The sequence below is a fragment of the Pseudarthrobacter sp. Hb11 genome, from assembly GCF_059383655.1.
In genome coordinates this window covers 190,397-215,028 of sequence record NZ_JBWZCM010000003.1, presented here as the reverse complement: position 1 = coordinate 215,028, position 24,632 = coordinate 190,397, and the positions used below count along the sequence as shown (strand labels likewise).

General features: G+C 65.0%; 24 protein-coding genes and 1 pseudogene. 9 read left to right on the top strand and 16 right to left on the bottom strand.

Annotated features, from left to right (window positions below; genetic code table 11):
• The first annotated feature begins 26 nt into the window (after positions 1-26).
• Complete coding sequence (locus AC50X7_RS07595) at positions 27-467, top strand: hypothetical protein (RefSeq protein ID WP_494978443.1); 441 nt, start codon at positions 27-29, stop codon at positions 465-467.
• A gap of 180 nt (positions 468-647) precedes the next feature.
• Here the strand turns inward: AC50X7_RS07595 and AC50X7_RS07590 are convergent, their stop codons facing one another.
• On the bottom strand, positions 648-1,220 hold the full coding sequence (locus tag AC50X7_RS07590; protein ID WP_494978442.1) for a GNAT family N-acetyltransferase: 573 nt from the start codon (positions 1,218-1,220) through the stop codon (positions 648-650).
• A gap of 102 nt (positions 1,221-1,322) precedes the next feature.
• Here AC50X7_RS07590 and AC50X7_RS07585 point away from each other — a divergent pair, with 102 nt between their 5' ends.
• Both AC50X7_RS07585 and AC50X7_RS07580 read left to right on the top strand, forming a co-directional pair.
• Entirely contained in the window at positions 1,323-1,526 is a 204-nt protein-coding gene (locus tag AC50X7_RS07585) for a hypothetical protein (protein ID WP_494978441.1), read from the top strand.
• Between the two features lie 59 nt (positions 1,527-1,585).
• Complete coding sequence (locus AC50X7_RS07580; RefSeq protein ID WP_494978440.1) at positions 1,586-3,082, top strand: MFS transporter; 1,497 nt, start codon at positions 1,586-1,588, stop codon at positions 3,080-3,082.
• Positions 3,083-3,158: 76 nt separating this feature from the next.
• Here AC50X7_RS07580 and bcp read toward each other — a convergent pair whose 3' ends face one another.
• The 8 genes from bcp to AC50X7_RS07540 all read right to left on the bottom strand — a co-directional run bounded on the left by bcp (position 3,159) and on the right by AC50X7_RS07540 (position 11,270).
• Positions 3,159-3,638, bottom strand: a complete 480-nt coding sequence (gene bcp / locus AC50X7_RS07575; RefSeq protein ID WP_494978439.1) for a thioredoxin-dependent thiol peroxidase — start codon at positions 3,636-3,638, stop codon at positions 3,159-3,161.
• An 81-nt stretch (positions 3,639-3,719) separates the two neighbouring features.
• Positions 3,720-4,439, bottom strand: coding sequence for a winged helix-turn-helix domain-containing protein (locus AC50X7_RS07570; RefSeq protein WP_494978438.1), 720 nt, complete (start codon positions 4,437-4,439; stop codon positions 3,720-3,722).
• Positions 4,440-4,448: 9 nt separating this feature from the next.
• The gene (gene allB, locus AC50X7_RS07565) at positions 4,449-5,792 is read right to left on the bottom strand and encodes an allantoinase AllB (RefSeq protein WP_494978437.1); all 1,344 of its coding nucleotides are present in this window, start codon (positions 5,790-5,792) and stop codon (positions 4,449-4,451) included.
• Complete coding sequence (locus AC50X7_RS07560; protein ID WP_494978436.1) at positions 5,785-6,984, bottom strand: glycerate kinase; 1,200 nt, start codon at positions 6,982-6,984, stop codon at positions 5,785-5,787. Before AC50X7_RS07560 ends, allB begins: the two co-directional genes overlap by 8 nt.
• A 15-nt stretch (positions 6,985-6,999) precedes the next feature.
• On the bottom strand, positions 7,000-8,790 hold the full coding sequence (gene gcl, locus AC50X7_RS07555) for a glyoxylate carboligase (protein ID WP_494978435.1): 1,791 nt from the start codon (positions 8,788-8,790) through the stop codon (positions 7,000-7,002).
• A gap of 84 nt (positions 8,791-8,874) precedes the next feature.
• On the bottom strand, positions 8,875-9,753 hold the full coding sequence (locus AC50X7_RS07550) for a 2-hydroxy-3-oxopropionate reductase (protein ID WP_494978434.1): 879 nt from the start codon (positions 9,751-9,753) through the stop codon (positions 8,875-8,877).
• Between the two features lie 38 nt (positions 9,754-9,791).
• A complete protein-coding gene (locus AC50X7_RS07545) occupies positions 9,792-10,592 on the bottom strand; it encodes a hydroxypyruvate isomerase family protein (RefSeq protein ID WP_494978433.1) in 801 nt (266 codons plus the stop codon).
• 195 nt (positions 10,593-10,787) lie between these two features.
• On the bottom strand, positions 10,788-11,270 hold the full coding sequence (locus AC50X7_RS07540; RefSeq protein WP_494978432.1) for a hypothetical protein: 483 nt from the start codon (positions 11,268-11,270) through the stop codon (positions 10,788-10,790).
• A 326-nt stretch (positions 11,271-11,596) separates the two neighbouring features.
• On the opposite strand from AC50X7_RS07540, the gene AC50X7_RS07535 reads away from it, so the two are divergent.
• Complete coding sequence (locus AC50X7_RS07535; RefSeq protein ID WP_494978431.1) at positions 11,597-11,995, top strand: cupin domain-containing protein; 399 nt, start codon at positions 11,597-11,599, stop codon at positions 11,993-11,995.
• Between the two features lie 28 nt (positions 11,996-12,023).
• Here the strand turns inward: AC50X7_RS07535 and glgX are convergent, their stop codons facing one another.
• On the bottom strand, positions 12,024-14,246 hold the full coding sequence (gene glgX / locus AC50X7_RS07530) for a glycogen debranching protein GlgX (protein ID WP_494978430.1): 2,223 nt from the start codon (positions 14,244-14,246) through the stop codon (positions 12,024-12,026).
• 127 nt (positions 14,247-14,373) lie between these two features.
• Here glgX and AC50X7_RS07525 point away from each other — a divergent pair, with 127 nt between their 5' ends.
• Positions 14,374-14,673, top strand: a complete 300-nt coding sequence (locus AC50X7_RS07525; protein ID WP_494978429.1) for a putative quinol monooxygenase — start codon at positions 14,374-14,376, stop codon at positions 14,671-14,673.
• Positions 14,674-14,779: 106 nt separating this feature from the next.
• Positions 14,780-15,712 (top strand): Rieske (2Fe-2S) protein, encoded by a 933-nt coding sequence (locus AC50X7_RS07520; protein WP_494978428.1) that lies wholly within the window; start codon positions 14,780-14,782, stop codon positions 15,710-15,712.
• A 187-nt stretch (positions 15,713-15,899) separates the two neighbouring features.
• Here the strand turns inward: AC50X7_RS07520 and AC50X7_RS07515 are convergent.
• From AC50X7_RS07515 to AC50X7_RS07495, 5 genes and pseudogenes are all read right to left on the bottom strand, one after another.
• Positions 15,900-17,482: pseudogene (locus tag AC50X7_RS07515) on the bottom strand (HNH endonuclease signature motif containing protein); the annotation flags it as partial.
• 263 nt (positions 17,483-17,745) lie between these two features.
• Positions 17,746-18,969, bottom strand: coding sequence for an N-acetylglucosamine-6-phosphate deacetylase (locus AC50X7_RS07510; RefSeq protein WP_494978427.1), 1,224 nt, complete (start codon positions 18,967-18,969; stop codon positions 17,746-17,748).
• Positions 18,970-18,971: 2 nt separating this feature from the next.
• Positions 18,972-19,718, bottom strand: coding sequence for a copper homeostasis protein CutC (locus tag AC50X7_RS07505; RefSeq protein WP_494978426.1), 747 nt, complete (start codon positions 19,716-19,718; stop codon positions 18,972-18,974).
• 2 nt (positions 19,719-19,720) lie between these two features.
• Entirely contained in the window at positions 19,721-20,500 is a 780-nt protein-coding gene (nagB, locus tag AC50X7_RS07500; protein ID WP_494978425.1) for a glucosamine-6-phosphate deaminase, read from the bottom strand.
• Positions 20,501-20,555: 55 nt separating this feature from the next.
• Positions 20,556-21,806 carry a PTS transporter subunit EIIC gene (locus AC50X7_RS07495; protein ID WP_494978424.1) on the bottom strand — a complete coding sequence of 417 codons (1,251 nt, stop codon included), beginning with the start codon at positions 21,804-21,806 and terminating at the stop codon, positions 20,556-20,558.
• A gap of 228 nt (positions 21,807-22,034) precedes the next feature.
• Between AC50X7_RS07495 and AC50X7_RS07490 the strand changes: the two genes are divergently transcribed.
• Together AC50X7_RS07490 and AC50X7_RS07485 are read left to right on the top strand one after the other, a co-directional pair.
• Entirely contained in the window at positions 22,035-22,265 is a 231-nt protein-coding gene (locus tag AC50X7_RS07490; RefSeq protein ID WP_307093671.1) for a PTS sugar transporter subunit IIB, read from the top strand.
• Complete coding sequence (locus AC50X7_RS07485) at positions 22,265-22,723, top strand: PTS sugar transporter subunit IIA (protein WP_494978423.1); 459 nt, start codon at positions 22,265-22,267, stop codon at positions 22,721-22,723. The genes AC50X7_RS07490 and AC50X7_RS07485 overlap by 1 nt, the downstream gene beginning before the upstream one ends.
• A gap of 22 nt (positions 22,724-22,745) precedes the next feature.
• On the opposite strand, the gene AC50X7_RS07480 is transcribed toward AC50X7_RS07485, so the two are convergent.
• On the bottom strand, positions 22,746-23,504 hold the full coding sequence (locus tag AC50X7_RS07480; protein ID WP_494978422.1) for a GntR family transcriptional regulator: 759 nt from the start codon (positions 23,502-23,504) through the stop codon (positions 22,746-22,748).
• 193 nt (positions 23,505-23,697) lie between these two features.
• Here AC50X7_RS07480 and AC50X7_RS07475 point away from each other — a divergent pair, with 193 nt between their 5' ends.
• Positions 23,698-24,552: a hypothetical protein gene (locus tag AC50X7_RS07475; protein ID WP_494978421.1), complete on the top strand. Its 855-nt coding sequence runs from the start codon at positions 23,698-23,700 to the stop codon at positions 24,550-24,552.
• Positions 24,553-24,632 lie beyond the last annotated feature (80 nt).

The following is a 24,632-nucleotide window of genomic DNA, read 5'->3' as shown; positions in this document are numbered from 1 at the left end:
ACGGCTTGCAGGAGGGCGGAGCAGCCATGGGACACTTCAACATCAAGGACCGGACGACGGCGGATGCCGCCGCCTGTGCCGAACCTGTCCGTGCGGAGGTGGCCGGCGTTGAGCTGGCCATTGTTGAGCCAAGCGGCGTTGAACCAACCGGCTTTGAGCCGGCGGCCGCGGGGCCGGGGGCGGTGCCGCGTGACCTGTTGAGAACGGCCCTGGACAAGGGCAGGGCGCTGATGCGGGTCTACTTCCACTCACGGAAAGTGCGGGCCGCGGCCAATGCTCTGGCGCAGGCGCTGTCGGAATCAAGGGAGGCATCCAGCTGGCCCGGGGACCGGCTGCCGGTGGGCGAAGAGATGTCGGTGCAGGTGGAGAAGCTGACGCACCGCCTCAAGCTGGAAACCGAGGCGCATTACAGGCTGGAGGCGCTTTTCAAAAGTGTGGATTTGGGGCGTTCCGCCGCGGCGGTTTAGGTGCCACACTAATGAGCAATCGAGTGGCTGGGGTTACCGGGTCAGGAGATTGCTATGGGTTGGTTTACAGGGTGGGCGTACCTCATTGCGGGACTCATGACTGTGGACGCCCTGCTTCTGGCGCTGTGGGCCATCGACGAGGACTGGCCCAATAACTGGCGGAAGAAATCCTGACACCAATCAGCGGAGGTTGAGGCGCATCAGCACCCGCGGGAAGCCGTTGAGAACCGATAGCGTGTCCGCAGCCTTGGTGAAGCCCGTGTCCTCGAAGAGCTTTCGCGTGCCGACGTAGGCCATGGTGAGGTCCACTTTCCGGCTGCCATTGTCCACCGGATAGCCCTCGATGGCCGGCGCCGTGTAGCTACGCGCAAACTCAACAGCGCCTTTCAGCAGGTGGTGCGAAATGCCCTTGCCGCGGTGCCCGGGCCGCACGCGGATGCACCACACCGACCACACATCCAGCCCGTCCACGTGGGGGATCTTCCGGTTCCCGGCGAAACTGGTGTCCGCCCGTGGGTGGACTGCGGCCCACCCGACTACCTCGCCGCCGTCGTACGCTAAGACCCCCGGCGGGGGATCCTGGGCTACCAGCTGTTTGACCAGGTCCCCGCGCTCCGGCCCGTGCAACGACAGGTTCTGTTTGGATGGAATGCGGTAGCTCAGGCACCAGCAGACGTTGGCTTCGGGCCGCTTGGGCCCCACCATCGTCCTGACGTCCTCGAATTCGGTAGCCGGACGGACCTCGATCGCCATGCGGCCATCCTGTCACCGGGTTGGGTCACCGGCAACACTTCACTCGCCAGGAGCGGCGATAGACTGAAGGATCCAACAGCGGTAGGAAGGCATGGCGGGCTCATGAACGATAAGCTGCACCTCACTCCGGAAGACCAGTTCCCGGAAGAGCTGGAAAACGTCTCAGACAACGAATTACAGGTCCTGGACAGCCGGATCCAACGCCAGCTCGACCACGAAATGGTGGTTGACGGCGAATCGGACCGTGAAACGGAATTCAGGCACTACGAGCTGGACGAGGAATTCCAGGACCGCGACAAACGCTGACTGCACCCGCTGACTTCTGACCCTGTTCGCCCCTGCTGGTTCTCATTACACTGGGACGCATGACCGAGCAGGAACCGGCCCGGGGCAGGGCTGCTGCGGCTTCCGACGGCGGGGAAGGCCTGGGCGAGGACGCCAACGTCGTATCCCCAGCGGTTGAGGACGGCGGGGCCGCGCACTTGGCGGATTCCGGCGCCGTCGACACCTCCCTGCGCAGTCCGGCAGAAAGATCCCGCACCTTCGCCGGGATCCTGGTGAACACAGCCCTGGCCAATATCACCACCAGCTACCTGTGGTTTGCGCTGACTTTCTGGGTGTACCTGGAGACGCGCAACGTAATCGCCACCGGGGTGGTGGGCGGCGCATACATGCTGCTGATCGCCCTTTCCAGCATCAGCTTCGGCACCTTCGTGGACCGTTACCGCAAGCTCGCTGTGATGCGCTTTGCAGCCGTCTTCACCCTGGTGATGTTTGTGCTGTCCGGGCTCATGTTCCTGCTGGCGCCGGCCTCCTCGCTGCTGGACCTGACACAGCCGTGGTTCTGGATCTTCACTCTGGTCATCCTGATCGGTGCCGTGGTGGAGAACATGCGCAACATTGCACTGTCCACCACTGTCACCATCCTCATTGAACCGGACCGCAGGGCCAACGCCAACGGGCTGGTGGGCATGGTGCAGGGGCTGATGTTCCTGATCACCTCGGTGCTCTCCGGGCTGTCGGTGGGGCTGCTGGGCATGGGCTGGACCATCGCCGTGGCCGTGGTGCTCACGGCGCTGGCCTTTGCACATTTGCTCACTCTGCGCATGCCCGAGGAAACCCGCGTCGCGGCCAGCGATGCGCACGGCGGATTCGACCTTCGCGGCTCCTACGCCGCCGTGCTGGCTATCTCCGGGCTGTTCGCGCTGATTCTGTTCTCCACGTTCAACAACTTCATCGGCGGCGTCTATATGGCGTTGATGGACCCCTACGGCCTGGAGATGTTTCCGGTGGAGCTGTGGGGGATTTTTCTGGCGGTAGGCTCCAGCGGGTTCCTTATCGGCGGGGCGCTGATCGGCAAATTCGGCCTCGGGTCCAACCCGTTGCGTACGCTGCTCATTGCGGTGGTGGCCATGGGGGTCCTCGGCGCGGTGTTTACCCTGCGCGAGTGGGCTTGGCTGTACATCGTGGGAATCTGGCTGTACCTGACGCTGGTCCCCGTTGTGGAGGCCGCCGAGCAGACGGTCATCCAGCAGGTGGTTCCGCTGCCACGGCAGGGACGGGTGTTCGGTTTCGCCATGGCGTTCGAGTCCGCGGCGGCCCCGGTCACCTCGTTCCTCATTGCACCGATCGCCCAGTTCTGGATCATCCCCTACGCACGGTCCGCCGACGGGGCTGCCCAGTTGGCCCCGCTGCTGGGCGAGGGTACCTCCCGTGGCATTGCCCTGGTGTTCCTGGTGGCGGGGATCATCATGGTCATCGCTGCGTTGCTGGCCTTCCTCACGCCGGTCTACCGCCGGGTCTCGGCCGAGTATGCGGAGGCGCGCGCAGAGGTGCCGGAAACGGCCGACACCGAGCCTTAACCACCGAACGCTCACGCATAAAGTGCGGGAGCGTTCGGGGAATTGCGGCGGAAGCTGAGAGAGCGTCCGGGGAGGGTTAGATTCCCAGGGCTTCCTTCAGCGCAGCGACGTGGCCGTCGGCCTTAACCTGGTACTGCGCGAGCGTGACCTTGCCTTCGGGGTCCACCACAACGGTGGAGCGGACAATGCCCTCAACAATCTCGCCGTTGACCAGCTTCTCGCCCCAGGCGCCGTAGGCCAGGGCAACCGCGTGGTCGGGATCGGAGAGCAGCGGGAAGGTCAGGGAGAAGTCGCCGGTGAAGCCGGCCAGGGCCTCCGGGGCGTCGGGGGAGATGCCAATGACCTCGTAGCCCTTGCCCTGGAGTGAAGCCAGGCTGTCGCGGAAGTCGCAGGCCTCGGTGGTGCAGCCGGGGGTAGCGGCCTTGGGGTAGAAATACACGATGACGTTTTTGCCACGGTAGTCGGCCAAGGCAGTCCCGCGGCCCTGGGCGTCCTGCAGTGTGAAATCAGGGGCCTGGGTTCCCGGCTGAAGCTTGGTGGTCAGGGTCTGGCTCATGGCGTTCCTTTGGAAGTCTTTGTCAGGTAATGGCAAAACATCAAGTGAAGCGGGTTGCCGCTCAGTCATACAACTCCGGTGTCATATGCAGTATTCCGCCGGACCCCGGACAGTTGCACACTGCCCGGGTATAAACCGGTATCCGCCGCCCCGGACGGTGGCCACCGCATGGCGTGCATTCCCGAGCTTTCGCCGGATGCGGCCCACATAAACGTCGATGGACCGGGCCGAGGCGCCGGGGGTTTCAAACGAATCCAGGAACTGCTGGAGTTCCTCCCTGCCCACTGTGCGGGACAGGTGCGTCACCAGGTACCGGAGTACCTTGAACTCGACGCCGGTCAGCGGCACTGGATTGCCGTCCAGCAGGACCTTATCGGCGGCAAGGTCCACTGCAACCCGGCTCACGGGGCCGGCCGACGGCGGCAGCCGGGTACCGCCGTCGGCCTCGCTGAGTGCCCCGCCCCCGGGTGCCTCCCCCGGAACGCCGGGGTTCTCCGCCGCGGAAGGAGTGCGAGAGGAGTGGTCTGCGGCTCCTTCCGAAGTTGCGGAGACCCCGGACGTGGGAGCTCCGGCGGCAGGCCAGTGGACTTCCGCCTCCGGAGCAGTTTGTAGGGCCCTGGCAAGGACGAGCCCTGCGGCGCGGGCCAGCAGTTCGGGGCTGGTGCCATCCTCGGGCACCACCCACACAGCCAGGCCCCGGGCAGTCGCCGTTGGAACGGCAGCCGCCCTTTGCGCGGCGGCGCCCGTGACAGCTAACCGGGGCCGGGCCACCGTCCTCGGATGGAGGGCTTCCACTGCCATGGCGCGTCCCTAGACTCCGCCGCGGCGGATCAGCTTGCCCGTGGGGGTCTGGCCGTCCACCACGGCGCCGCGCAGGAAGGTCTTGCGGACCACCCCGGAGAGGGCTTTGCCGTCGTACGGGGTGATGGGGTTCTTGTGCTTGAGTTTGGACACGTCCACCACAAACGCCTCGTCCGGAGCGAAGACGGCGAAGTCGGCGTCGTAGCCCAGCGCCAACTGGCCTTTGTTGGACAGGCGGGCCAAAGCTGCCGGCTTCTCGCCCATCCAGGACACCACCTGCTCCAGCGGGATGCCGCGGTGCCGGGCTTCGGTCCAGATCAGGGACAGGCCCAGCTGCAGGGACGAGACGCCGCCCCAGGCCACGGCGAAGTCGCCGTTCTCCAGGTCCTTCAGGTCCAGGGTGGACGGGGAGTGGTCCGAGACGATGCAGTCGATGGTGCCGTCCAGGAGCCCCTGCCACAACAGCTCCCGGTTGGAAGCTTCGCGGATGGGCGGGCAGCACTTGTAGGCGGTGGCGCCGTCGGGGATTTCCTCGGCCATCAGCGTGAGGTAGTGCGGGCACGTCTCCACGGTGAGCTTCACGCCGTCGCGCCTTGCTGAGGCGATCATGGGCAGCGCGTCCGACGACGAGAGGTGCAGGATGTGCGCCCGCGCACCGGTCCAGCGTGCCCGCTCAATCACTTCGGCGATGGCCTTGTTCTCGGCGCCGCGCGGGCGGGACGCCAGGAACGTGGAGTAGTGGTCGCCGCCGGGGTGCGGGGCACGGTCGATGGCGTGCGAATCCTCGGCATGGACGATCATGAGCGAATCGAAGGACTTCAGCTCAGCCATGTCCTCTTCCATCTCATCCGCGTCCAGGTGCGGGAACTCATCCACGCCCGAGTGCAGGAGGAAGCACTTGAAGCCGAACACTCCTTCGTCGTGCAGCGCCCGCAGATCGCCCTTGTTGCCGGGGATCGCACCGCCCCAGAACCCGACGTCGATGAACGCCTGGTCCTCGGCCACCTCGCGCTTGAGCTTAAGGTTTTCCACGGTGGTGGTGGGCGGAACGGAGTTCAGCGGCATGTCGATGATGGTGGTGACGCCGCCCGCGGCGGCGGCCCGGGTGGCGGAGGCGAAGCCTTCCCACTCGGTGCGGCCCGGCTCGTTGACGTGGACGTGGGTGTCCACCAGGCCGGGAATCAGGGTTTCATCGTCGGCCAGATCAATGACCTCTGCCCCTGCCAGGCCGTTGCCCAGCGGCTCGAGGGCCACGATCTTCCCGCCTCGGACGCCTACCTCACGGGGTGCCAGGCCGGCAGTGGTGAGGATGCGCCGGCCGCGGATGACCAGGTCAAAACGTTCTTCAGACATGGAGGTCCTCCTTTGTGGGTGCGGAACGGGACAGCGTATTCGCCGCCAGCCGTCCGCTGATCTGCGTGCCCAGCTGCTCCAGAAGCTGCGCTGCCTCTGCTATGCACCTGTCTACATTGCTTTCGAGCTCGGTCAAAGCGTAAACGTCCTCAAATCCAGCGGCGCTCGCCTGGCCCCCTTCAAGCGTGGTCCGTCCGCACACGGCGATCACCGGAACACCCTGCCCGGCGGCTGCCCGGGCAACACCCATGGGCGTTTTGCCCAGCAGGCTCTGCTCGTCCAGGCTGCCTTCGCCGGTGATCACCAGGTCGGCCCCGGCAAGTCTTTGCTCCAATTCCGTGAACTCGAGGACGACATCGATGCCCGGCCGGCGCGTCGCGGCCAGTACGGCGATGGCGGCGTAGCCAACGCCTCCCGCTGCTCCGGCTCCCGGGGCTTCCGCCGCCTTGATGGCGCGGTGACCGATTTCCCTGGCCAGGACTTCGACAAACCTGGCCAGGGCGGCGTCGAGCAAGCCGACGTCCTGTTGTGTGGCGCCCTTCTGCGGGCCGAAAATCACCGCGGCGCCCTGGGCGCCCAGCAGGGGATTGTCGACGTCGGACGCCAGCACAAAGCGTGTGTCCTTCAGCCGGGTATCAAAACCGCTGAAGTCGATCCGGTCGAGGCGGGCCAGGGCGGCGCCGCCGGCGGGAAGCTCATTGCCCGCGGGATCGAGGAGTGCCGCGCCGAGCCCCTGCAGGATGCCGGCACCCCCGTCGGTGTTGGCGCTGCCGCCCACTCCCAGGATCACGCGGTTGCACCCGGCGTCCAGGGCGGCACGGATCAGCTGGCCGGTGCCTAGACTGGTGGCGGTGCGGGCCGCCACAGGGCCCGGCCGTCCCCCAACCAATGCTCCGGGGGGGAGCAGGGCCAGGCCCGAGGCGGCCGCCATCTCTATGACTGCCTCATTGCCCCGGACGGCGAAGTCGGCAGTGACCGGTTCGCCTGTCGGTCCGGCAACCACGGCGCTGCGGCGGGCGAAGCCGGAGCCGACGGCGGCGTCCAGGGTGCCCTCACCACCGTCGGCTACTGGAATGCGGACCACGTCCAGGTTGCCGCCAGCCCCGCGCTGCAGTCCCTTTTCCAGGTGTGTGCAGACGTCCGGGGCGGATAGGGATCCCTTGAACTTGTCCGGGGCAATGATGATGCGCATGCTTGTCTTTCCTGCCTAGCCCTGCAGAGCCAGGATGGCGGTGGGGGCGTCGGCCGCGGATTCGGCCAGTTCCTCGAACTCGTTCACGGCGTTGATTTCCAAGCCCATGGAGATGTTGGTGATCTTTTCCAGGATCACTTCCACCACCACGGGTACCTGGAACTCGCCCATCAGGGCCTTGGCCTTGTCGAACGCGGCACCGAGGTCGCTGGGGTCCTCCACGCGGACGGCCTTGCAGCCCAGTCCTTCGGCCACCTTGATGTGATCCACGCCGTAGCCGCGTGCGTTTTCGGACAAGTCCGCGCTGTTGACGTTGTCGAACGCCAGGGACACGTTCTGTTCCATGTTGAAGCCGCGCTGGGACTGGCGGATCAGGCCCAGGTATGAGTTGTTCACCACCACGTGGATGTAGGGGAGGTTGAACTGTGCGCCCACGGCCAGTTCCTCGATCATGAACTGGAAGTCGTAGTCACCGGAGAGGGCCACCACGGTCTCGTCCGGCTTGCCGCGAACGACGCCGAGCGCCGCCGGAGCGGTCCAGCCCAGGGGACCTGCCTGGCCGGCGTTGATCCATTTGCGCGGGCCGAACACGTGCAGCATCTGCGCGCCGGCGATCTGGGACAGGCCGATGGTGGACACGTAGGTGGTGTCGCGGCCGAAGGACTTGTTCATCTCCTCGTACACGCGCTGCGGCTTGATCGGGATGTTCTCGAAGTGCGTCTTGCGGTGCAGGGACGCCTTCCGCTCCTGGCATTCGGCAACCCAGGCGCTGTAGTCCGGCAGGGACCCGCCCGCCTGGCGCTCTTGGGCGAGCTCAATCAGCCCGGCCAGCGCCGCACCGGCGTCGGACGCGATGCCCAGGTCCGCGGAGAAGACGCGGCCGATCTGTGTGGGCTCGATGTCAATGTGCACGAACTTGCGGCCCGCGGTGTAAGTCTCCAGCCCGCCGGTGTGGCGGTTGGCCCAGCGGTTGCCGATGCCGATCACGAAGTCGCTCTGCAGGTAGTTTTCGTTGCCGTAGCGGTGCGAGGTCTGCAGGCCCACCATGCCGGCCATCAGCTGGTGGTCGTCCGGGATGGTGCCCCAGCCCATCAGGGTGGGGATGACCGGGATGTTCAGGGTCTCGGCCAGCTCAACCAGTTGCGCGGAGGCGCCGGCGTTGATGATGCCGCCGCCGGCCACGATCAGCGGGTGCTTTGCCGCGGTGAGCATGTCCAGGGCCTTTTCCAGCTGCTTGCGGGAAGCCTTGGGCTTCTCGACGGGCAGGGGCTCGTAGGTGTCTATGTCGAATTCGATTTCGGCCAGCTGCACGTCGATGGGCAGGTCCAGCAGCACCGGGCCGGGGCGGCCGGAGCGCATCAGCTGGAAGGCCTTCTGGAAGGCACCGGGAACCTGTCCGGGTTCCAGGATGGTCATGGCCATCTTGGTGACGGGCTTGGCGATGGACTCGATGTCCACGGCCTGGAAGTCTTCCTTGTGCAGCTTGGCTACCGGTGCCTGACCGGTGATGCAGAGCATGGGAATGGAATCGGCCCACGCTGCGTAGAGGCCGGTGATCATGTCCGTGCCGGCGGGGCCGGAGGTGCCGATGCAGATGCCGATGTTTCCGTCCTGGGCGCGGCTGAAGCCGTCGGCCATGTGGCTGGCGCCCTCAACGTGACGGGCCAGCGTGTGGCGGATGCCGCCGTGGGCGCGCATTGCGGAGTAGAAGGGGTTGATCGCGGCGCCTGGCAGGCCGAACGCCTCGATGGCGCCTTCCTTTTCCAGGATGGCAACCGCTGCATCAACGGTACGCATCTTGCTCATGGTGTGCTCCTGAAGTCTGTTTTTGGGTGTGCTGAAGGAAGCCCTGTGGTCAGGGCATTAGAAGTGTGTTGATTGTGCCTGGGGCTACTCGCGGCCGCTGAGCTTCAGGACCTGCTTGAAGAGTCCGGAGTGGTCGAGGCCGCCGTCGCCCTGGTTGACGGTGGCGGCGACGAGCTGTGCGACGACGGCGCCGAGGGGGACGGCGACGTTGGCTTCGCGGGCGGCCGAGGTAACGATGCCCAGGTCCTTGTGGTGCAGGGCGAGGCGGAAGCCGGGGTCGAAGTTGCGGTCCAGCATCTTCTGGCCCTTCTGGTCCAGGACCTTTGAGCCGGCCAGTCCGCCGCCGAGGACCTTGAGGGCAGCATCAGTGTCTACACCGTAGGCCTCAAGGAACGCGATGGCTTCGCCGAGGACCTCGATATTGACGGCGACAATCAGCTGGTTTGCAGCCTTGACGGTCTGGCCGGAGCCGGACGGGCCCACGTGGACGATGGTTTTGCCGACAGCGTTGAGGACGTCCGAGGCCGCCTCGAAGTCTTCCTTGTCACCGCCCACCATGATGGAGAGGGCGGCGTCGATGGCGCCCTGTTCGCCGCCGGAGACCGGAGCGTCCAGCGGGCGGATGCCGGCTTCGCGGGCTTCGTCCGAGAGATGCTTGGCGACGTCGGGGCGGATGCTCGAGGCATCGATCCACAAGGTGCCCTGCTTCGCGTTGGCGAAAACGCCGTCATTGCCGCTGACCACACCCTCCACGTCGGGGGAGTCCGGCACCATGGTGATGACGACGTCGGCATCCTTCACGGCGTCCGCGATGCTTGTGGCGCCCTTGCCGCCTTCGGAGACGAGCTTGTCGATCTTGTCCTGGCTGCGGTTGAAGCCGGTGACGGTGTGGCCGGCTTTCACCAGGTTGATGGCCATGGGCAGGCCCATGATTCCGAGTCCTATAACTGCAACGTTGCTCATGTTGGTTCTCTTTCTGAAGTCTGTGGTGTGCGGGGGGATCAGCGGGAGGCGTGTTCGCGGATGGCCCAGCTGAAGGCCGTTTCCTGCGGTTGCTTGTACTCGAGGCCGATGTAGCCGTCGTAGCCGAGTTCGCGGCTGCGTGCGATCCACTCGCCGAGCGGGAGGCTGCCGGTGCCGGGGGCGCCGCGGCCGGGGTTGTCGGCGATTTGGATGTGGCCGAAGTCCTTGGCGTGGTTCTCGATGACGGATTCGACGTCGTCGCCGTTGACGGACAGGTGGTAGAAGTCGGCGAGGAGTTTGATGTTGCCGACGCCGGCCTCCGCCTTCACCCGGGCGATGACCTGGAGCGCGTCAACAGCTGTGAGGAGCGGGTACTTGGGTGCGCCGCTGACGGGTTCGAGGAGGACGGTGCCGCCGATCCTGGCGACGCCTTCTGCTGCTGCGGCGAGGTTCTTCAGCGCCAGTTCGTCCTGCTCTTCGGGCTTGAATTCGTCCTGCCGGTTGCCGTAGAGGGCGTTGAAGGCCTTGCAGCCCAGGCGCTCACCGAGGCCGGCGACAACATCGATGTTGTCCTTGAACTCGGAGCAGCGTCCCTTCCAGGACACGAGGCCGCGGTCGCCGCCGGGCATGTTGCCGGCATTGAAATTCAGTCCGGTGAGCTGAACGCCGGAGTCCTTGATGGCGTTCTCGAACTTCGACGTTTCTGCGTCTGAGGGGACGGAGTTTTCGAAGGGCCACCAGAACTCGACGGCGTCAAAGCCTGCTGCCTTGGCTGCGGCGGGGCGCTCGAGCAGGGGCAGCTCAGTGAGGAGGATGGAGCAGTTCACTGTGTACGTCATCGTAGGTCCTTCCAGGGAGGGCTTTGATCTATCTTCCCTTGCTTCCCGGCGCCTTTACCGTTTCCGCTTTGTGGAATTTAGATTCTGCTTTATGAAAAGTGTAGGGAAGGAGGTGCCGAGGAGTCAAGGGAACGGCTTTTTGGAACAAGTAGAGCCAGGGGCGGCGCCCCTGGCTCTACTTGTCGCGCTAGCGAGTTAGCGCCCGTTAACGTGGTGCAGGGTTGGGCTCTTTTTCCAATTGGACCATTTGGACAGCTTGCCGTTGCCGTCCTCAACCGCGAACGAGATCTCGTGATAGACCTCTTCGCCGTCGTGTTGGTCAAGGTGTCGCGGAACGCTGTGGCGGCTGTTGATGAAGCGGTCGGAGCGGTTCACATGGCGCTTGATGAACTTGTCGTAAAACTTGGTATCTTTGCCAGGATCCTCTTCGTTGAGTTTCTGCCTGACGTGGACCTTTCTCCCGTCATCACATTGCACGCTGATCTTAAAGTTCACCCCGCCGCCTCGTTCATGCGATGGCTTCACGGGCTTGACGGTACATCCGCGTATCTTTTGGTCAGAGTCTGCCGCGGCTGGGCCCGCGATTGCTGCGGAGCCCCCGAGCAGACCTAGTGCAAGAACCGGAACCAGGGCGATCCTTGCCTGAGTTGAACCGCTTCGTGTTGTAGCGATGGACATTTTTGCTCCTGTTAGGATGCGTTTCACCAACGGGGGGCGTGGATCCGGACTCTTCGTCGTTGTGATCCCGGGTAGTTAATGTTGCGCTCGCAGTTGGTCTGACGCTAGGGCCAAAACTGTCTTTCTTGATGCGCTCTTCCCATTGACTTCAGGTGCCGTAGGGCTACGGTTGTAGATACGCCAGCACGCTCTGGCGAACGCGTGTGCGCCGGGGGCAAAAGCGCGCACGGCTGTTGGTCTCGAAATTCTTAACCGCTCGTCGGTATCCGAACCCATCGTCTGGTTCGCGGCCAGGCGTCCCATCACGATCCCTAGGCTGTGTCCGAATGACCGCAAATTTCATCAGAGCTTTGGCAGTTAAGTCATTTGATGTACCAGACAGGAAGCGCTGCCCGGACAAGGCGGAGTTCGACCTTGTCACCGTGGATGACTATTCTGTGGCGCGGCTGATCCTGGCGCCCGGCTGGCGATGGTCCGAGTCTGCCAAGCCTGCCGAGCTGACGCCTTTCTGCGAGCATCACCACCTGGGTTACTGTATCTCCGGGCAGCTGCACATTGAAACGTCCGACGGCGGCCGCTCCACCATACGCGCGAACGACACCTATGCGCTTCCTCCCGGCCACGACGAGTGGGTGGTGGGGGATGAGCCCTTCGTTGCCGTCGAATTTCTTGGCGCCGCTTCGTTCGGCCGGCCGCGGAGCCACGGGATGCACGCGCTGATCTAGATCACCTCCGGTCAGGCCGGCCAGCGCCTTACGTTGTGCGCTGGCCGGCTTTTTCCTGCGCAGTATTTCCTGCAGGCAGGACTGCCGGTTCGGGGGTTGAGAGCAGGGCCAGTGAGGCGGACACCGAGTGGTCGGGCTTCTCGGGCGGGCTGGCGTAAGACCGAAGTACGAGCAGGGACCTGCCCGCCAGTTCGACAGCTTCATCGGCATGGAGCAGGCCGGTGTCCGCGTGCTCACCGGCGGTATCGATGAGTTGTTCCCAGCTGGGCGAGTACTCGGCGCTGGGAATGGTGAAGACCACCGGTTCGTCCCCGGAATTGCAGTACAGCAGGAAGTTATGGTCGTGGATCACCCGGCCGCGGTGGTCCTTGCCCACCCCGGCGCCGTTGTAGAACACCCCGAGGGCGCGGGCGAGGGGATTGTCCCAGTCTTCAGGAACCATTGCCGAAGCGTCCTTGTCGAGCCAGACGATGTCCGGCAGTGGCTGACCGAGGCCACGCAAGACGGGCCGGCCTTCAAAGAACCTGGTGCGGCGGAAGGTGGGGTGTTCCCGGCGCAGCCTGCTGACCGCTGCAAGGAACTCCACCAAGGGCTGGTCCGCTTCCTCCCAATTGATCCATGAGAGGGGCGAGTCCTGGCAATAAACATTGTTGTTTCCAAGCTGGCTGCGCCCCAGTTCGTCGCCGTGCAGCACCATCGGAACGCCCTGGGAAAGGAGGAGCGTGGCCAGGAAGTTGCGCTGCTGGCGAGCCCGCAGTGCGAGGATGCCACTGTCGGTGGTGGGTCCTTCCACACCGCAGTTCCACGAGCGGTTGTGGGACTCGCCGTCGTTATTGTTCTCGCCGTTGGCTTCGTTGTGCTTGGAGTTGTAAGACACCAGGTCGCGCAAGGTGAAGCCGTCGTGCGCCGTGACGAAATTGATTGAGGCTACGGGCCGGCGTCCTGAACTCTCGTAAAGGTCAGAGGAACCCGCCAGGCGGGAGGCAAACTCACCGAGCGTGGCCGGCGCGCCACGCCAAAAGTCGCGTACGGCGTCGCGGTACTTTCCGTTCCACTCGGTCCAGAGGGGCGGAAAGTTGCCCACCTGGTAACCGCCCGGGCCCACATCCCACGGCTCCGCGATGAGCTTCACCTGGGACACCACGGGATCCTGCTGGACGAGGTCGAAGAAGCTCGACAGCCGGTCCACCTCGTAGAACTCGCGCGCCAGGGCGGAAGCGAGGTCGAAGCGGAACCCGTCCACATGCATTTCCAGCACCCAGTACCGCAGCGAATCCATCATGAGCTGCAGGGCGTGGGGGTGGCGGACGTTGATCGTGTTGCCGGTGCCCGTGTAGTCCAGGTAATGCTGCTTCTCGTGGTCCACCAGCCGGTAGTACGCCTGGTTATCGATACCTTTGAAGGAAAGGGTGGGGCCCAGGTGATTCCCTTCCGCCGTGTGGTTATAGACGACGTCGAGAATCACCTCGATGCCGGCGGCGTGCAGGGAGCGGACCATCGCCTTGAATTCCTGCACCTGCTGCCCCGGCTTGGTACTGGAACTGTAGCTCTCGTGGGGCGCGAAGAAGCCGATGGTGTTGTAGCCCCAATAATTGCTGAGCCCTTTGTCCTTCAGCGTGCTGTCCTGGACGAACTGGTGGACCGGCATCAGCTCGATCGCCGTCACGCCGAGCTTCTGCAGATGTTCGATGATGGCGGGGTGGGCGATGCCGGCATACGTGCCGCGTTCCCGCTCCGGCACTTCCGAATGGGTCATCGTCAGGCCCCTCACGTGGGCTTCGTAGATCAGGCTGTCGCTGTAGGGGATCCGCGGCGGTCGGTCGTGTTGCCAATCAAAGAACGGGCTGATCACCACGGATCTCATAGTGTTGGCAGCGGAGTCTTCGGTGTTGAACGAGGCTGGGTCGCCGAAGTCGTAGGAGAACATTGGCTGGCCCCAGGTGATGCCGCCGCTGGTTGCCTTGGCGTAGGGGTCCAGCAGCAGCTTATGTGGGTTGAAGCGGAGGCCGCGCGGAGGATCGTAGGGCCCCTCCATACGGTAGCCATACATCTGGCCGGGCAGGATATGGGGGAGGTAGCAGTGCCAGACGAAGGCATCCACCGCCTCCAGGCGGATCCGCTGCTCGGTGCCGTCCTCGTCGAACAGGCACAGCTGGACGGCGCTCGCCGCCTCGCTGAACACCGCGAAATTCGTGCCGCTGCCGTCATACGTGGCGCCCAGCGGATAGGCGTTCCCCGTCCAGACTTCCATGCCCGCCTCCATCCCCAAGGACATCATCGAATCATAAAGGTGGCGGTTCATCCGGGAAGTAGGTCAGACGTACGACGCCGGGCCTTGCCTTCGCGGGTCTGGCACCCCAGTGCTGCACACTGTCTCCATGACCTTTGCGAATGTGGGAAGCCTCGGAACCAACCCCGGCCAGCGCGACGCCGTCGTGTCCATCCTGCTCCGGCCCATTGCCGGGCTTAAGGAGGCCGGCTGCCTGCTGTACGAAGTGGGCGTCAACGACGAAGTGCCGGACACAGTATTTGTGTCCGAGCTGTGGGAGTCGCGGGAAGCGCATCAGGCGTCACTGCAGCTGGACAGCGTTCGCGCAGCGATCGCTGAGGCGATGCCGTTGCTTTCGGGCGAGATGGGCGGCAACCAGTTCACGGTGCTTGGGTCTCCGCTGCGCTGACAGCCTCTCCGCGCACCCCTGTCCCTTCCGCCGGGCAGCAGCTAGGCTGACCGGCATCGACTGGACACTAACGTCTGCACATTGACGAACGGGGTAAGGGAGTCACATGAAACCGCTGCCTGCACTTGAGCTTGTTACCCGCCTGGAAGATGCCGAGTGGCTGGATCCCGTGGCCAAGAAGGTCCGGAAAGTAGTCAAGCGTACGGTCCGCCCCCAGTGGGCACGGGACATTCTCCACGGGGTGCCCATCGGCCACCCGGTCCATCCCCTGGCAGTCCAGGTTCCCTTGGGATCCTGGATCTCTGCAGCCGTCCTGGATGCGCTCCCCGGCAACAACCGGGCTGCCACCGTATTGATCGGCGTCGGAACCGCATCTGCGCTGCCTTCCGCCGTGGCCGGCTTCATGGACTGGTCGCAGCTGCACAGCCAGCAGCAGCGGGTTGGACTGGTCCATGCCGCTGCCAATATCACTGCAGCCAGCCTCTACGGTGCGTCGCTGGTGGTGCGGGCAAACGGACAGCAGGCCGCAGGCAAGGTCCTCGCGTATCTGGGTCTCGGAGTTGTCAGTTTTGGCGGCTTTTTAGGTGGCCACCTCAGCTATCGCCAGGCCGCCGGGGTTAATCACAGCGAGGATATCCCGCACCGCTTCCCGAGCGGGTGGCAGGCCCTCGCGCCGTTGCAGGACCTGCCCGATGGGAAGCTCCACAAGCGTGTGGTGGCCGGACTCCCGTTGCTCGTCTTCCGCGAAGGGGAAACGGTCAACGTGCTGTCCGACGTCTGCAGCCACCTTTCCGGTCCGCTCCACGAGGGCAAGCTGAAGCAAGGCAAAGTGAAGGAAGGCAAGCTGAATGACGGCAAGCTGAATGACGGCAGCCAGACCGACGGTGGCGACCCGTGCGTCGTCTGCCCCTGGCACGGCAGCACCTTTTCCCTGCGCTCCGGTGAAGTCCAGGCAGGGCCGGCCACTGCAAGGCAGCCGCGGTTCGAAACCCGTGTCACAGGCGGGCTCGTGGAAGTGAACCTCCCCGGCGCCGACTGAGCATTTGACGGCGACTGCACGTAACGGCTGCTAAACGTGGTGCCGCTAGACGTAACGGCCGCTGAACGTACCCGTTGGGGCACCAACGCTCCGGCCGGTTCGGTCCTATTACGACCAGCGCGAAAGAGGCGTCTCAGCCGGATAAGTACTCCACGAAGACCTCTTCAATGGAACTGCGTTCCGTGGCGGGCAGGAGGCCGGGTGGCCAGTGTGGTGGTTCCCAGTTGTGGTGTTCGCTTTGGTAGTGGCGGCCGGTGGGTGAGGTCCAGCCGGGTGGTTCGTTGTGGGTGGCTGGGGTGGGGGCCCAGCGGCTGTTGTGTTTGAGGCGGTGATGTTTTGGGCAGAGTTGTGCCAGGTTGCTGATTCCGGTGGTTCCGCCGTGCTGCCAGGGTTGGAGGTGGTCGGTTTCGTTGTCGGGGGAGCGGTTGTTGCAGCCTGGGAAGGTGCATTTTCCGTCGCGCAGGCGCAGTGCCTGTTTCATGGCTGCTGTGAGCCGGTATTTGGTGCGTCCGATTTCCAGTGGTGCGCCGTCGCGGGGGTCCACGAGGACGCGGTGGAACGAGGTGGCACCGTCGGTGACGAGTTTGCGTGCCATGGAGGCGGGGATGGGGCCGTGCCCGTCGAGGACGGCTGGTTCGTCGGTAAGTCCGAGGAGTGCGAACACCGGGACGGTCACGAGCACTGTTGTGTTTGGGACCGGGACTTTGGCGACATCGGCGTACCCGCCGTTGCCGGCAGGGACTGTCGCGGCGTCGGCATGACCGGCATCCTCTGCTGGTCGCCCTGGTATTCGCCGGTGCTTGTGCTGGTGGCGTTGCTGCCGGTGATTGCCAGGGTGGCTCGTCTGATCGCGTCCGCGGCGCCATCCTGGGAGCCGTCCGTGGGGCTGTCTTTGGTGGTGTGCGGGCTGGGTTCCGTGGTTGGAGTTAGCGCGGGTCCTGCGCTGAGGAGGAGGTTGGCGAGGATGTCTGGCCGGAGTTGGGTGAGGTTTCGGGGTTCGTTCGGGCCTTGGGCGCCGCGGGCGAGGGCGGTGATTTTGTTCCAGATCGCGGACGCCTGGTGGGCGGGCAGGTAGGCGGAGAACCAGGCCATGCCGTTACGGTCGGGGCTGTATTCGACGCGGCGGTCGGCCGCGCTTTTGGCGTGCCGCTTTTCAATGGATTCGGGGTGGTGGCGTTCGCGCCAGGACCGTACTCTGGCCCGGAACCGTGAGGGCACCAGTTTCCCGCCGGCGGCTCCGCGGGCCGGGTTGGCCGCGTCCGGGTCCAGGAAATGCGCCACCAGGGCGTTGGCGCCGGCGGGGTTGAGGCCTTCTGTTTCGTCGGCGATGATTTTCGCGTGCTGCCAGGAGATGGTCCCGGAGGACAGTGCCCCCAGGGCCAGCGGGAGGGAGCAGAGTTGGCGGGACTGGGTGATGAACGCTCCGGCTGCGGGTCCGCTGATGGTCAGGACGCCGGCGGTTTCCTCGATCGTTGACATCTCGGCGTAGGTTCGTTCGTGCACGGGTGCGTTCGGTGGGGTCATCGCTTGTTGCAGTTCGAAGGCTTCGGCTGCGTCGCGTGCCTTGAGCCCAGCTATCTGCGCTTCGAGCTTGGACAGCAGCCCCAACCGGTCCAAACGGATCCCGTACGCGCGCTGGAGCACGTCAACCCCGCCACCGGCAGCAGCGGTAGTGGCCAGGGCGGCATCCTCGAGAAACAGGGCCCCCACGCCGGCAACGGAGGCATGAATGCCCTCCATCACTGCCACTGCGCCCTCACCGTTTCCCATACCAACATCCTCTACGGAGGCACTGACAATCTGGGTGGGTGCGCTTTCCGGTTCAGCGGGGCCGGCAGGCAGGACCACCGCCTCCCCAATGTCCACACCCGACCGGCCTTGCTCCATGGGCACATCGTCCATCGAGGCAGCGACATTTCGAGTGGGAGCGGCCGGCTACGCAGGTAGGATCACCTCCTTCCCAGCCTCCGCACCTGATGAAACCTGCTCCAAACACATCGTCCGCGAGGCACTGACAATTTCAGGCGTGCGGGCTACCCGGACCGCCCCAGCTCAGCCACCCACTCACCCCGCCGCAGCACTCCTGCCAAATTTAATTCATGGTCGACCACAACGACGTCCGCCGGCATCCCAGCCCGCAGGTCCCCTGCCTGCCCCGACAATCCCAGGACCGCGGACGGGACAGCTGCGGCCGAAGTGATGGCGTCCCTTAACGAAACACCAGCGGCAACAGCGGACCGGACAACGTCCAGGAGGGTGGCCGTTCCGCCGGCGATCGCGCCAGTACTGTCCACGCGGGCTACGCCGCCATCAACCGTCACGGCCAACGTACCGAGCTTGTAGTGGCCGTCCTGCAGGCCGGTGGCAGCCATGGAGTCGGTGACCAGGGCGATGTTGTCCGCCCCGATCAGTTCGAACACCGTCTTCACCGTCTCGGGGGCCAGGTGGACGCCGTCGGCTATGAGTTCGACGACGGCGTCCCCGGCACTCGCGGCACTGAAGCAGGCGGAGACGGGGCCGGGGGAGCGGTGGTGGAGGCTCGGCATCGCGTTGAAGAGGTGGGTGACGGTTGGACGCTGGCCCCCGCGGCTCGCCGCTGTTGATGCTCCGGAAAGCCCGGCGGCTGCCCGCTCCAGGAACGAGGCGGCGGACTGGTGATCAGCTGCCGTATGCCCCAGCGACGGAATGACCCCGCGGGCAGCCAGCAAATCCACGAGCACCTCAGAGCCGGGAAGTTCAGCAGCCAGGGTCATGGAAGCCAGGGAAGGGCCCGCAACTTCGAGCAGTTCACCCATGAGGCCAGCGTCGGGTTCAAGCAACAGCCCCGGGTCATGTGCCCCGCACTGCCCTGCGGACAGGAAGGGACCCTCCAGGTGCGACCCGGCGATCAGCCCCTCCTCCGCCACGGTCCGCAACGCCTTCAGGTTCCGCAACAGGTCCGCGGGCGCTGCCGTGACCAGGCTGGCGAGCAGCGTGGTGGTCCCCCTGCTGTGCAGATAACGGGCAGCAGCACGGGCGCCCGCCACCGAACCCTCGGAGAAGTCCGAGCCGTTGGCCCCATGGCAGTGCAGATCCACCAGGCCCGGCAGCAAAATGCGTCCGGCAGCACCCCGGCCCGCGGCAATGCCAGGGTCGCCACGAAAGCCCGAAGCCGGCCCGGCATAGGTGATGTGCCCACCGTCTACCGCTACCAGGCCGTCCTCGACGTCCATGCTCCCGGTCACGATACGGCCGCGAAGAATCAGATCCTCGCCCATTATCAGCCGCCTGCTGCCAGCGCAGCTGCCATCGCGGCAGCGAGTGAGGGGTCGGCCGCACTCGCCCTGGTCCCGGTGGAATAGTCGTTGTTCCGCGCGGAGGTGTGCACAGCATGCACTCCGCTGCGGACCAATGCGGACATCAGTTCCAGCCGCACTCCGCCGCCGGCCATGATCTGCAACGACGGCGCGTGCTCCCGTCCCAGCTCCACCAACCGCGCCAGCATCGGCAGTCCGGCTGTGCAGTCCGGGCTTCCGCCGCTGGTCAGCACGCGGTTGACACCGGTGCGTTCAAGCCGGATCAACGCCTCCCCAGGGTCCACGCCCGCGACCAGAGCGGCGTCGAACGCCCGGTGGAACGTCACCTCCGCACCGGGATGACGACGGCGGGCCGCCTCCGAAACCCGAAGGAGGGCCGCAACGTCAGGTCCGCCGTCGTCCGCCAATACACCAATCACGACGCCGGCAGCACCGGCATCCAGCGCCGCTTCCACATCTCGCTCAAGCACCTGGAGCTCCTCCTCGGAGTAGGTGAAGCTGCCGGGGCGCGGGCGGACCAGGACGTGGACCGGCAGGCCCACCCTGCACGCCTGCTCGATGGTGGCGATGCTGGCTGTGATGCCGTCCGTCTCTGCCAGGGCTGCGCAAAGTTCCACCCGTGCCGCGCCCACGGATGCTGCGAGGCGCACGCCCTCGGCACTTTCCACGGCCAGCTCAAGCTGTGGCACCTGGAGCAGGCTCCCGACCATGCTCACAGTCCCTGCCACGCGGGTTTGCGCCCGAACGTGTCCTGGTAGTACTCGCGGTGCGCCAGCCTGGACGCCGCACCCTGATCCAAAAGGACGGTGACGTGCGGGTGCAGCTGCAGTGCGGAGGCCGGGCACAGGGCAGCCACGGGACCTTCCACGGCTGCCGCGACAGCCTCTGCCTTGGCCTCACCCATGGCAAGCAGCAGCAGGTGCCGGGCCTCGCGGATAGTGCCCAGTCCTTGGGTCAGCACATGATCCGGAACATCCGCCGGGCGGGCGAAAAAGCGGGCGTTGTCCTGCCGGGTCTGCTGGGTCAGTGTCTTGATCCGGGTCCGCGAGGCAAGCGAGGACATCGGTTCATTGAAACCGACGTGGCCGTCCGTTCCGATTCCCAAAATCTGGAGGTCCACGCCTCCCGCCGCTGCAATGGCGGCCTCGTACCGGGCAGCCTCAGCGTCGAGGTCCTCTGCTGTTCCGTCCAGGCCATGGACAGCACCAGCGGCAAAGTCCACGCTGTCCACGAATTCCTCTCGGATCACGGAATGGTACGACTGCGGATGCGCACTGGGCAGGCCCACGTACTCATCGAGGAGAAAGGCTTGAGCCCCGGCGAAACTCAACCTGCTGGTTCGGTGCCGCTCAATGAGCTCCCGGTACGTGCCCAAAGGTGTGGACCCCGTGGCCAGGCCCAGGACGGACGGGCCGCTGCGGACCTGCTGTTCGATGGCATCCGCAGCCGTGCGGGCCACATCTGCAGGAGCGGGAAGGATGACAATTTCCATGGTGTGGGTGCTTTCAGTTGCTGTTGCTGACGCTGTTATGTGTTGGGTGGCCGGTCTACTTGGCCGCGTCAGTCTCCACGGTGACTTCGTCGTCCTCCCGGCCCGGGGTGCGCAGGTTCCAGCGCTTGATAACTATGGAGAAGAGGAAGTAGTAGATCACCGCATAGCCCAAACCAATGGGGATGAGGAGCCAGCCGTTCTCCGACTTGCCAAAGTTGAGGATGAAGTCGATAAGGCCGGCGGAGAAGGTGAACCCGTGGTGGATATCCAGCGCGTTGACCAGGGCCATGGAGGTTCCCGTCAGTGCTGCATGGACGATGTAGAGCGGAAAAGCAACGAACATAAACGAGTACTCGAGCGGTTCAGTGATGCCGGTGAGGAATGCCGTGAGGGCGGTGGAGAGCATGATGCCGCCCACGATTTTCTTCTGCGAGGGCTTGGCGTGGCGCCAGATGGCAAGGGCGGCGGCCGGCAAGCCGAACATCATGATGGGGAAGAAGCCGGTCATGAAGATGCCCGCCGTGGGGTCGCCGGCGAAGAACCGGTTGAGGTCACCGCGGACCAGTTGGCCGGAAGCGTCGGTGTAGTCGCCGATCAGGAACCAGACACCCGAGTTCAGGATGTGGTGCAGGCCCGCAGGGATGAGCATGCGGTTGGCAAAGCCATAGACTCCGCCGCCGGCAACGGCATTGCCTGCCACGGCCTCACCCACGGCTGAAAGGCCTGCGTTGAAGAAAGGGTAAACCAGGGCCAGTGCGACGCCGGCCACCAGGCTGGTGACGGAGGTCAGGATTGGCACCAGGCGCCGGCCGCTGAAGAAGCCCAGGAAGTCGGGAAGCTTGGTGCGGTAGAAACGTTGCCAGAGCATCGCGGAAAACAGGCCCACCACAATGCCGGCGAGGACACCGTAGTTGATCACGGCGGGCTTGCCCGTAGGGTCCACCTGTCCTGCCAAAACCAGCGGTGACATTGCCTTGAAGACGCCGTCGATCACCATGTAACCCACCACGGCTGCCAATGCGGTGGACCCGTCCGCCTTCTTAGCCCAGCCGATGGCGATGCCCACCGCGAAGATCAGCGGGAGCCAGGTGAACACGGCATTGCCGGCGGCGGAAATGACAGCCGCGCCCCCTTCGAACCCTGGAATCGCGCCCAGAAGATCTGCCTGGCCGATGCGCAGCAGGATGCCGGCGGCGGGGAGTACAGCGATGGGGAGCATGAGACAGCGGCCCAGGCGCTGCAGGGTGGCAAAAACCTTGTTCGGCTTTTTCTCCGGGGCCAGGGCGGCGGTATCAGACGTTGACATGTTGCACCTCTGCGGGATCGTTGGGGGTTGTGGAGTGACGGGTTCAGCCGGTACTGTCTGGTTATGACCAGTTCAGTGTGATTCATCCCACGATCGCCTGTCAAGGCAGTGGAAGAGCTGCCGGGCTATTCAAAGGCCCGGCTGCGGAAGCCATAATTGGTCGCACCTGGGCCGCCGGCCCCGGTGAGGAATCAATGCTCCAAGCGGGCACCAGCAGAAAGGGCAGCCATGTCCAAAGCAGAAAAGATTATTGAAGGCCTGGGCGGAGCCGGCAACATCGTGGAAATCGAAGCGTGCATCACGCGCCTGCGCACGGAAGTCAAAGACGGCTCACTGGTCAACGAAGCCACCCTCAAGGCAGCCGGAGCGCACGGCGTCCTGGCCGCCGGAACTGTTGTCCAGGTGGTTGTGGGACCGGAGGCCGACAACCTGGCCGAAGACATAGAGGACCTGCTCTAGTGGCGGAATCCCTCGTAGTCCACGCCCCCCTCGGCGGCGCCGTGGTTCCCCTCGCCGATGTCCCGGACCCCGTCTTCGCCGGCCAGATGGTGGGGTCCGGTGCAGCTGTCGAGCCTCCGGCGGGTGAGATGTTCGACGTCGTATCCCCGGTCTCGGGAAAGGTGATCAAGCTCCTGCCGCATGCCTTTGTGGTGGTGGGGTCATCAGGGCGCGGTGTCCTGACCCACGTGGGGATCGACACGGTCAAACTCAAGGGTGAGGGCTTCAACCTGCTCATTGCGCAAGGGGACACCGTTGACGCCGGTACGCCCATCATGCGGGTGGACCCAGCCGCCGCCTTGGCCGCCGGATACTCGATGGTGAGTCCCGTCGTCGTGCTTGACACGAAACCCGACGCGGCCACGCTGCTGGCATCCGGCACAGTAGCGGCCGGAGCCAGCTTGTTTTCGCTGGACTAGCCGCGGAAGCTTGGGCCGGCTCTTAGAGCCGGACTTCCATGTTGAGGGAGTAGCGGTCCGAGCGGTACCAGGAGCGAGAGTGTTCGATCGCGAGCCGGCCTGAATAGGAAACCCGGTCAAAAGCCAGCACAGGCGCTCCCGTTCCAGTGCCGAGGAGCGCGCCGACGTCTGCCGGGGCACCCTCGGACCGGACGCTCTGCCGTGCCCTGTCGATCTGGTGGCCAAATTGTGCGGCGAGGGCCTTGTAGACGGATCCTGTCAGGTCAAGGTTCAGCAGTCCGCGGGCGTGCTCCGGGTTGTACCAGGCGTCATCGACGCTGACCGGCCGGCCGTCGGCAAGCCGAAGGCGCTTGAGGTGGATGGCTTCGGATCCCGGAGCCAGGCTGAGCGCCTCGGCCGTATCATCGGGAGCTGCCGCGGCTTCCGCCACCAGCACCACCGTACTGGGCACATGGCCCAGGGACTCCATCTCCTGGGTGAACGACGCCAAGTGCAGGGTTGACTGCACGGGGGAGTCCGCCACGAAAGTGCCCTTCGCTGGGACGCGGACCAGGTGCCCCTCGTTAACGAGCCGGCCAATGGCGGCGCGGACGGTGATGCGGCTGACGCTGTAGGAGTCCATCAGGGTCCGCTCGCTGGGAAGCCGGGCACCGGGCTCCAACTCCTCCTTGGCCAGCTTGAGGATGATCAGCCTCAGTTGCTCATGCTTGGGGACCTGCGAGTTGTTGATAGCCGCGCTCGCCGGCCGGGCGCTGCTGGCTGATGGTGCTGTGGCTGGCACGTCGGCCCCTCCAATTCGTGGAGCGGTCCGGTAAGGACCACTGCTTCGGATTATTCCACAGCGCACCGCCCCTGGCCTTGGGCGAACTGGAGGAGATGCAACTTTCCCGCGCCGGTATTTCCTGCTCCTAGGAAAAACCTCTAGTGTTGAAAACACTAAGCCTGCTTCCTATTTCCTAAAGGGGTTGTACCTGATGCGAAAAGTACCTGCGCTTGGACTGATGACTGCAGCGCTGATTGCGCTGGCGGGCTGTACGGGCGGCGGCGGCGCGAGCCCAACTGCCACGGAGACGGCGAGTGCCTCGGCCAGCCAGACGGCGGAAGCCAAGGTTTACACCGAGGATGAGCTGCGCGAGCTGATCGCTGGATTGAAGGACGAAGACGGCAGCGAGTTGAAGCTGTACTCCAAGGAGCAGGTGGACCAGGGCGGCAACATCGCCAACCTGCTCCTGAGCACGGCGACCGTTGACCCCGCAGACTGCAAGGACATCGCCACCGCGGGACTGCTGGACACGGTGGAGAGCGGTGGGATCGCCGTCGCGCTCTCAGAGGGTGACCAGCCGCGCACCGTCTCCGCGCAGTCGGGCAGCGAAGGACCGGGCGCCGTCGAGATCCTGGACGGGATCAGCGGCAAAATGGGCCAGTGCGGAAAGTTCTCCGTGACGGCGCTGGGCCAGACCTATGAGGTCACCAGCGAGGAGCTCCAGGCCAGCACGGACGCGGAGAAGACCTTTGGTACCCTCAGCACCCGCAGCGGCGAGAATCAGCAGAAGCTGATGCAGGTCTCCGCCGCCGAGGGCAAGCTGCTGGTCGTAGCTACCAAGAGCGGCGCCAACTTGGGCGATCCGGACCAGAAGGAGCTCGAGGAGCTCATCAATGAGGTGCTCCGGAAGGCCGACGGCGGCAGCGCGACTTCCGGCCCGACATCCAGCGGCACCTCCGGTTCCGCGAGCACGTCGTCGCCGAGCGGCTCCGCCTCACCTTCCGCAACCGAGACCGAAGCGGAGAGCGCCGAGACGTCCACGGCTTCGCCGACCTCGTCGCGGTAAAGCGTGGCGTTAGAGTAGGCAAGGGTGGGCGGACCGAAGGGTTCCGCCCATCTTTTGCCCAGGTATCCCAGGTGAAAGGC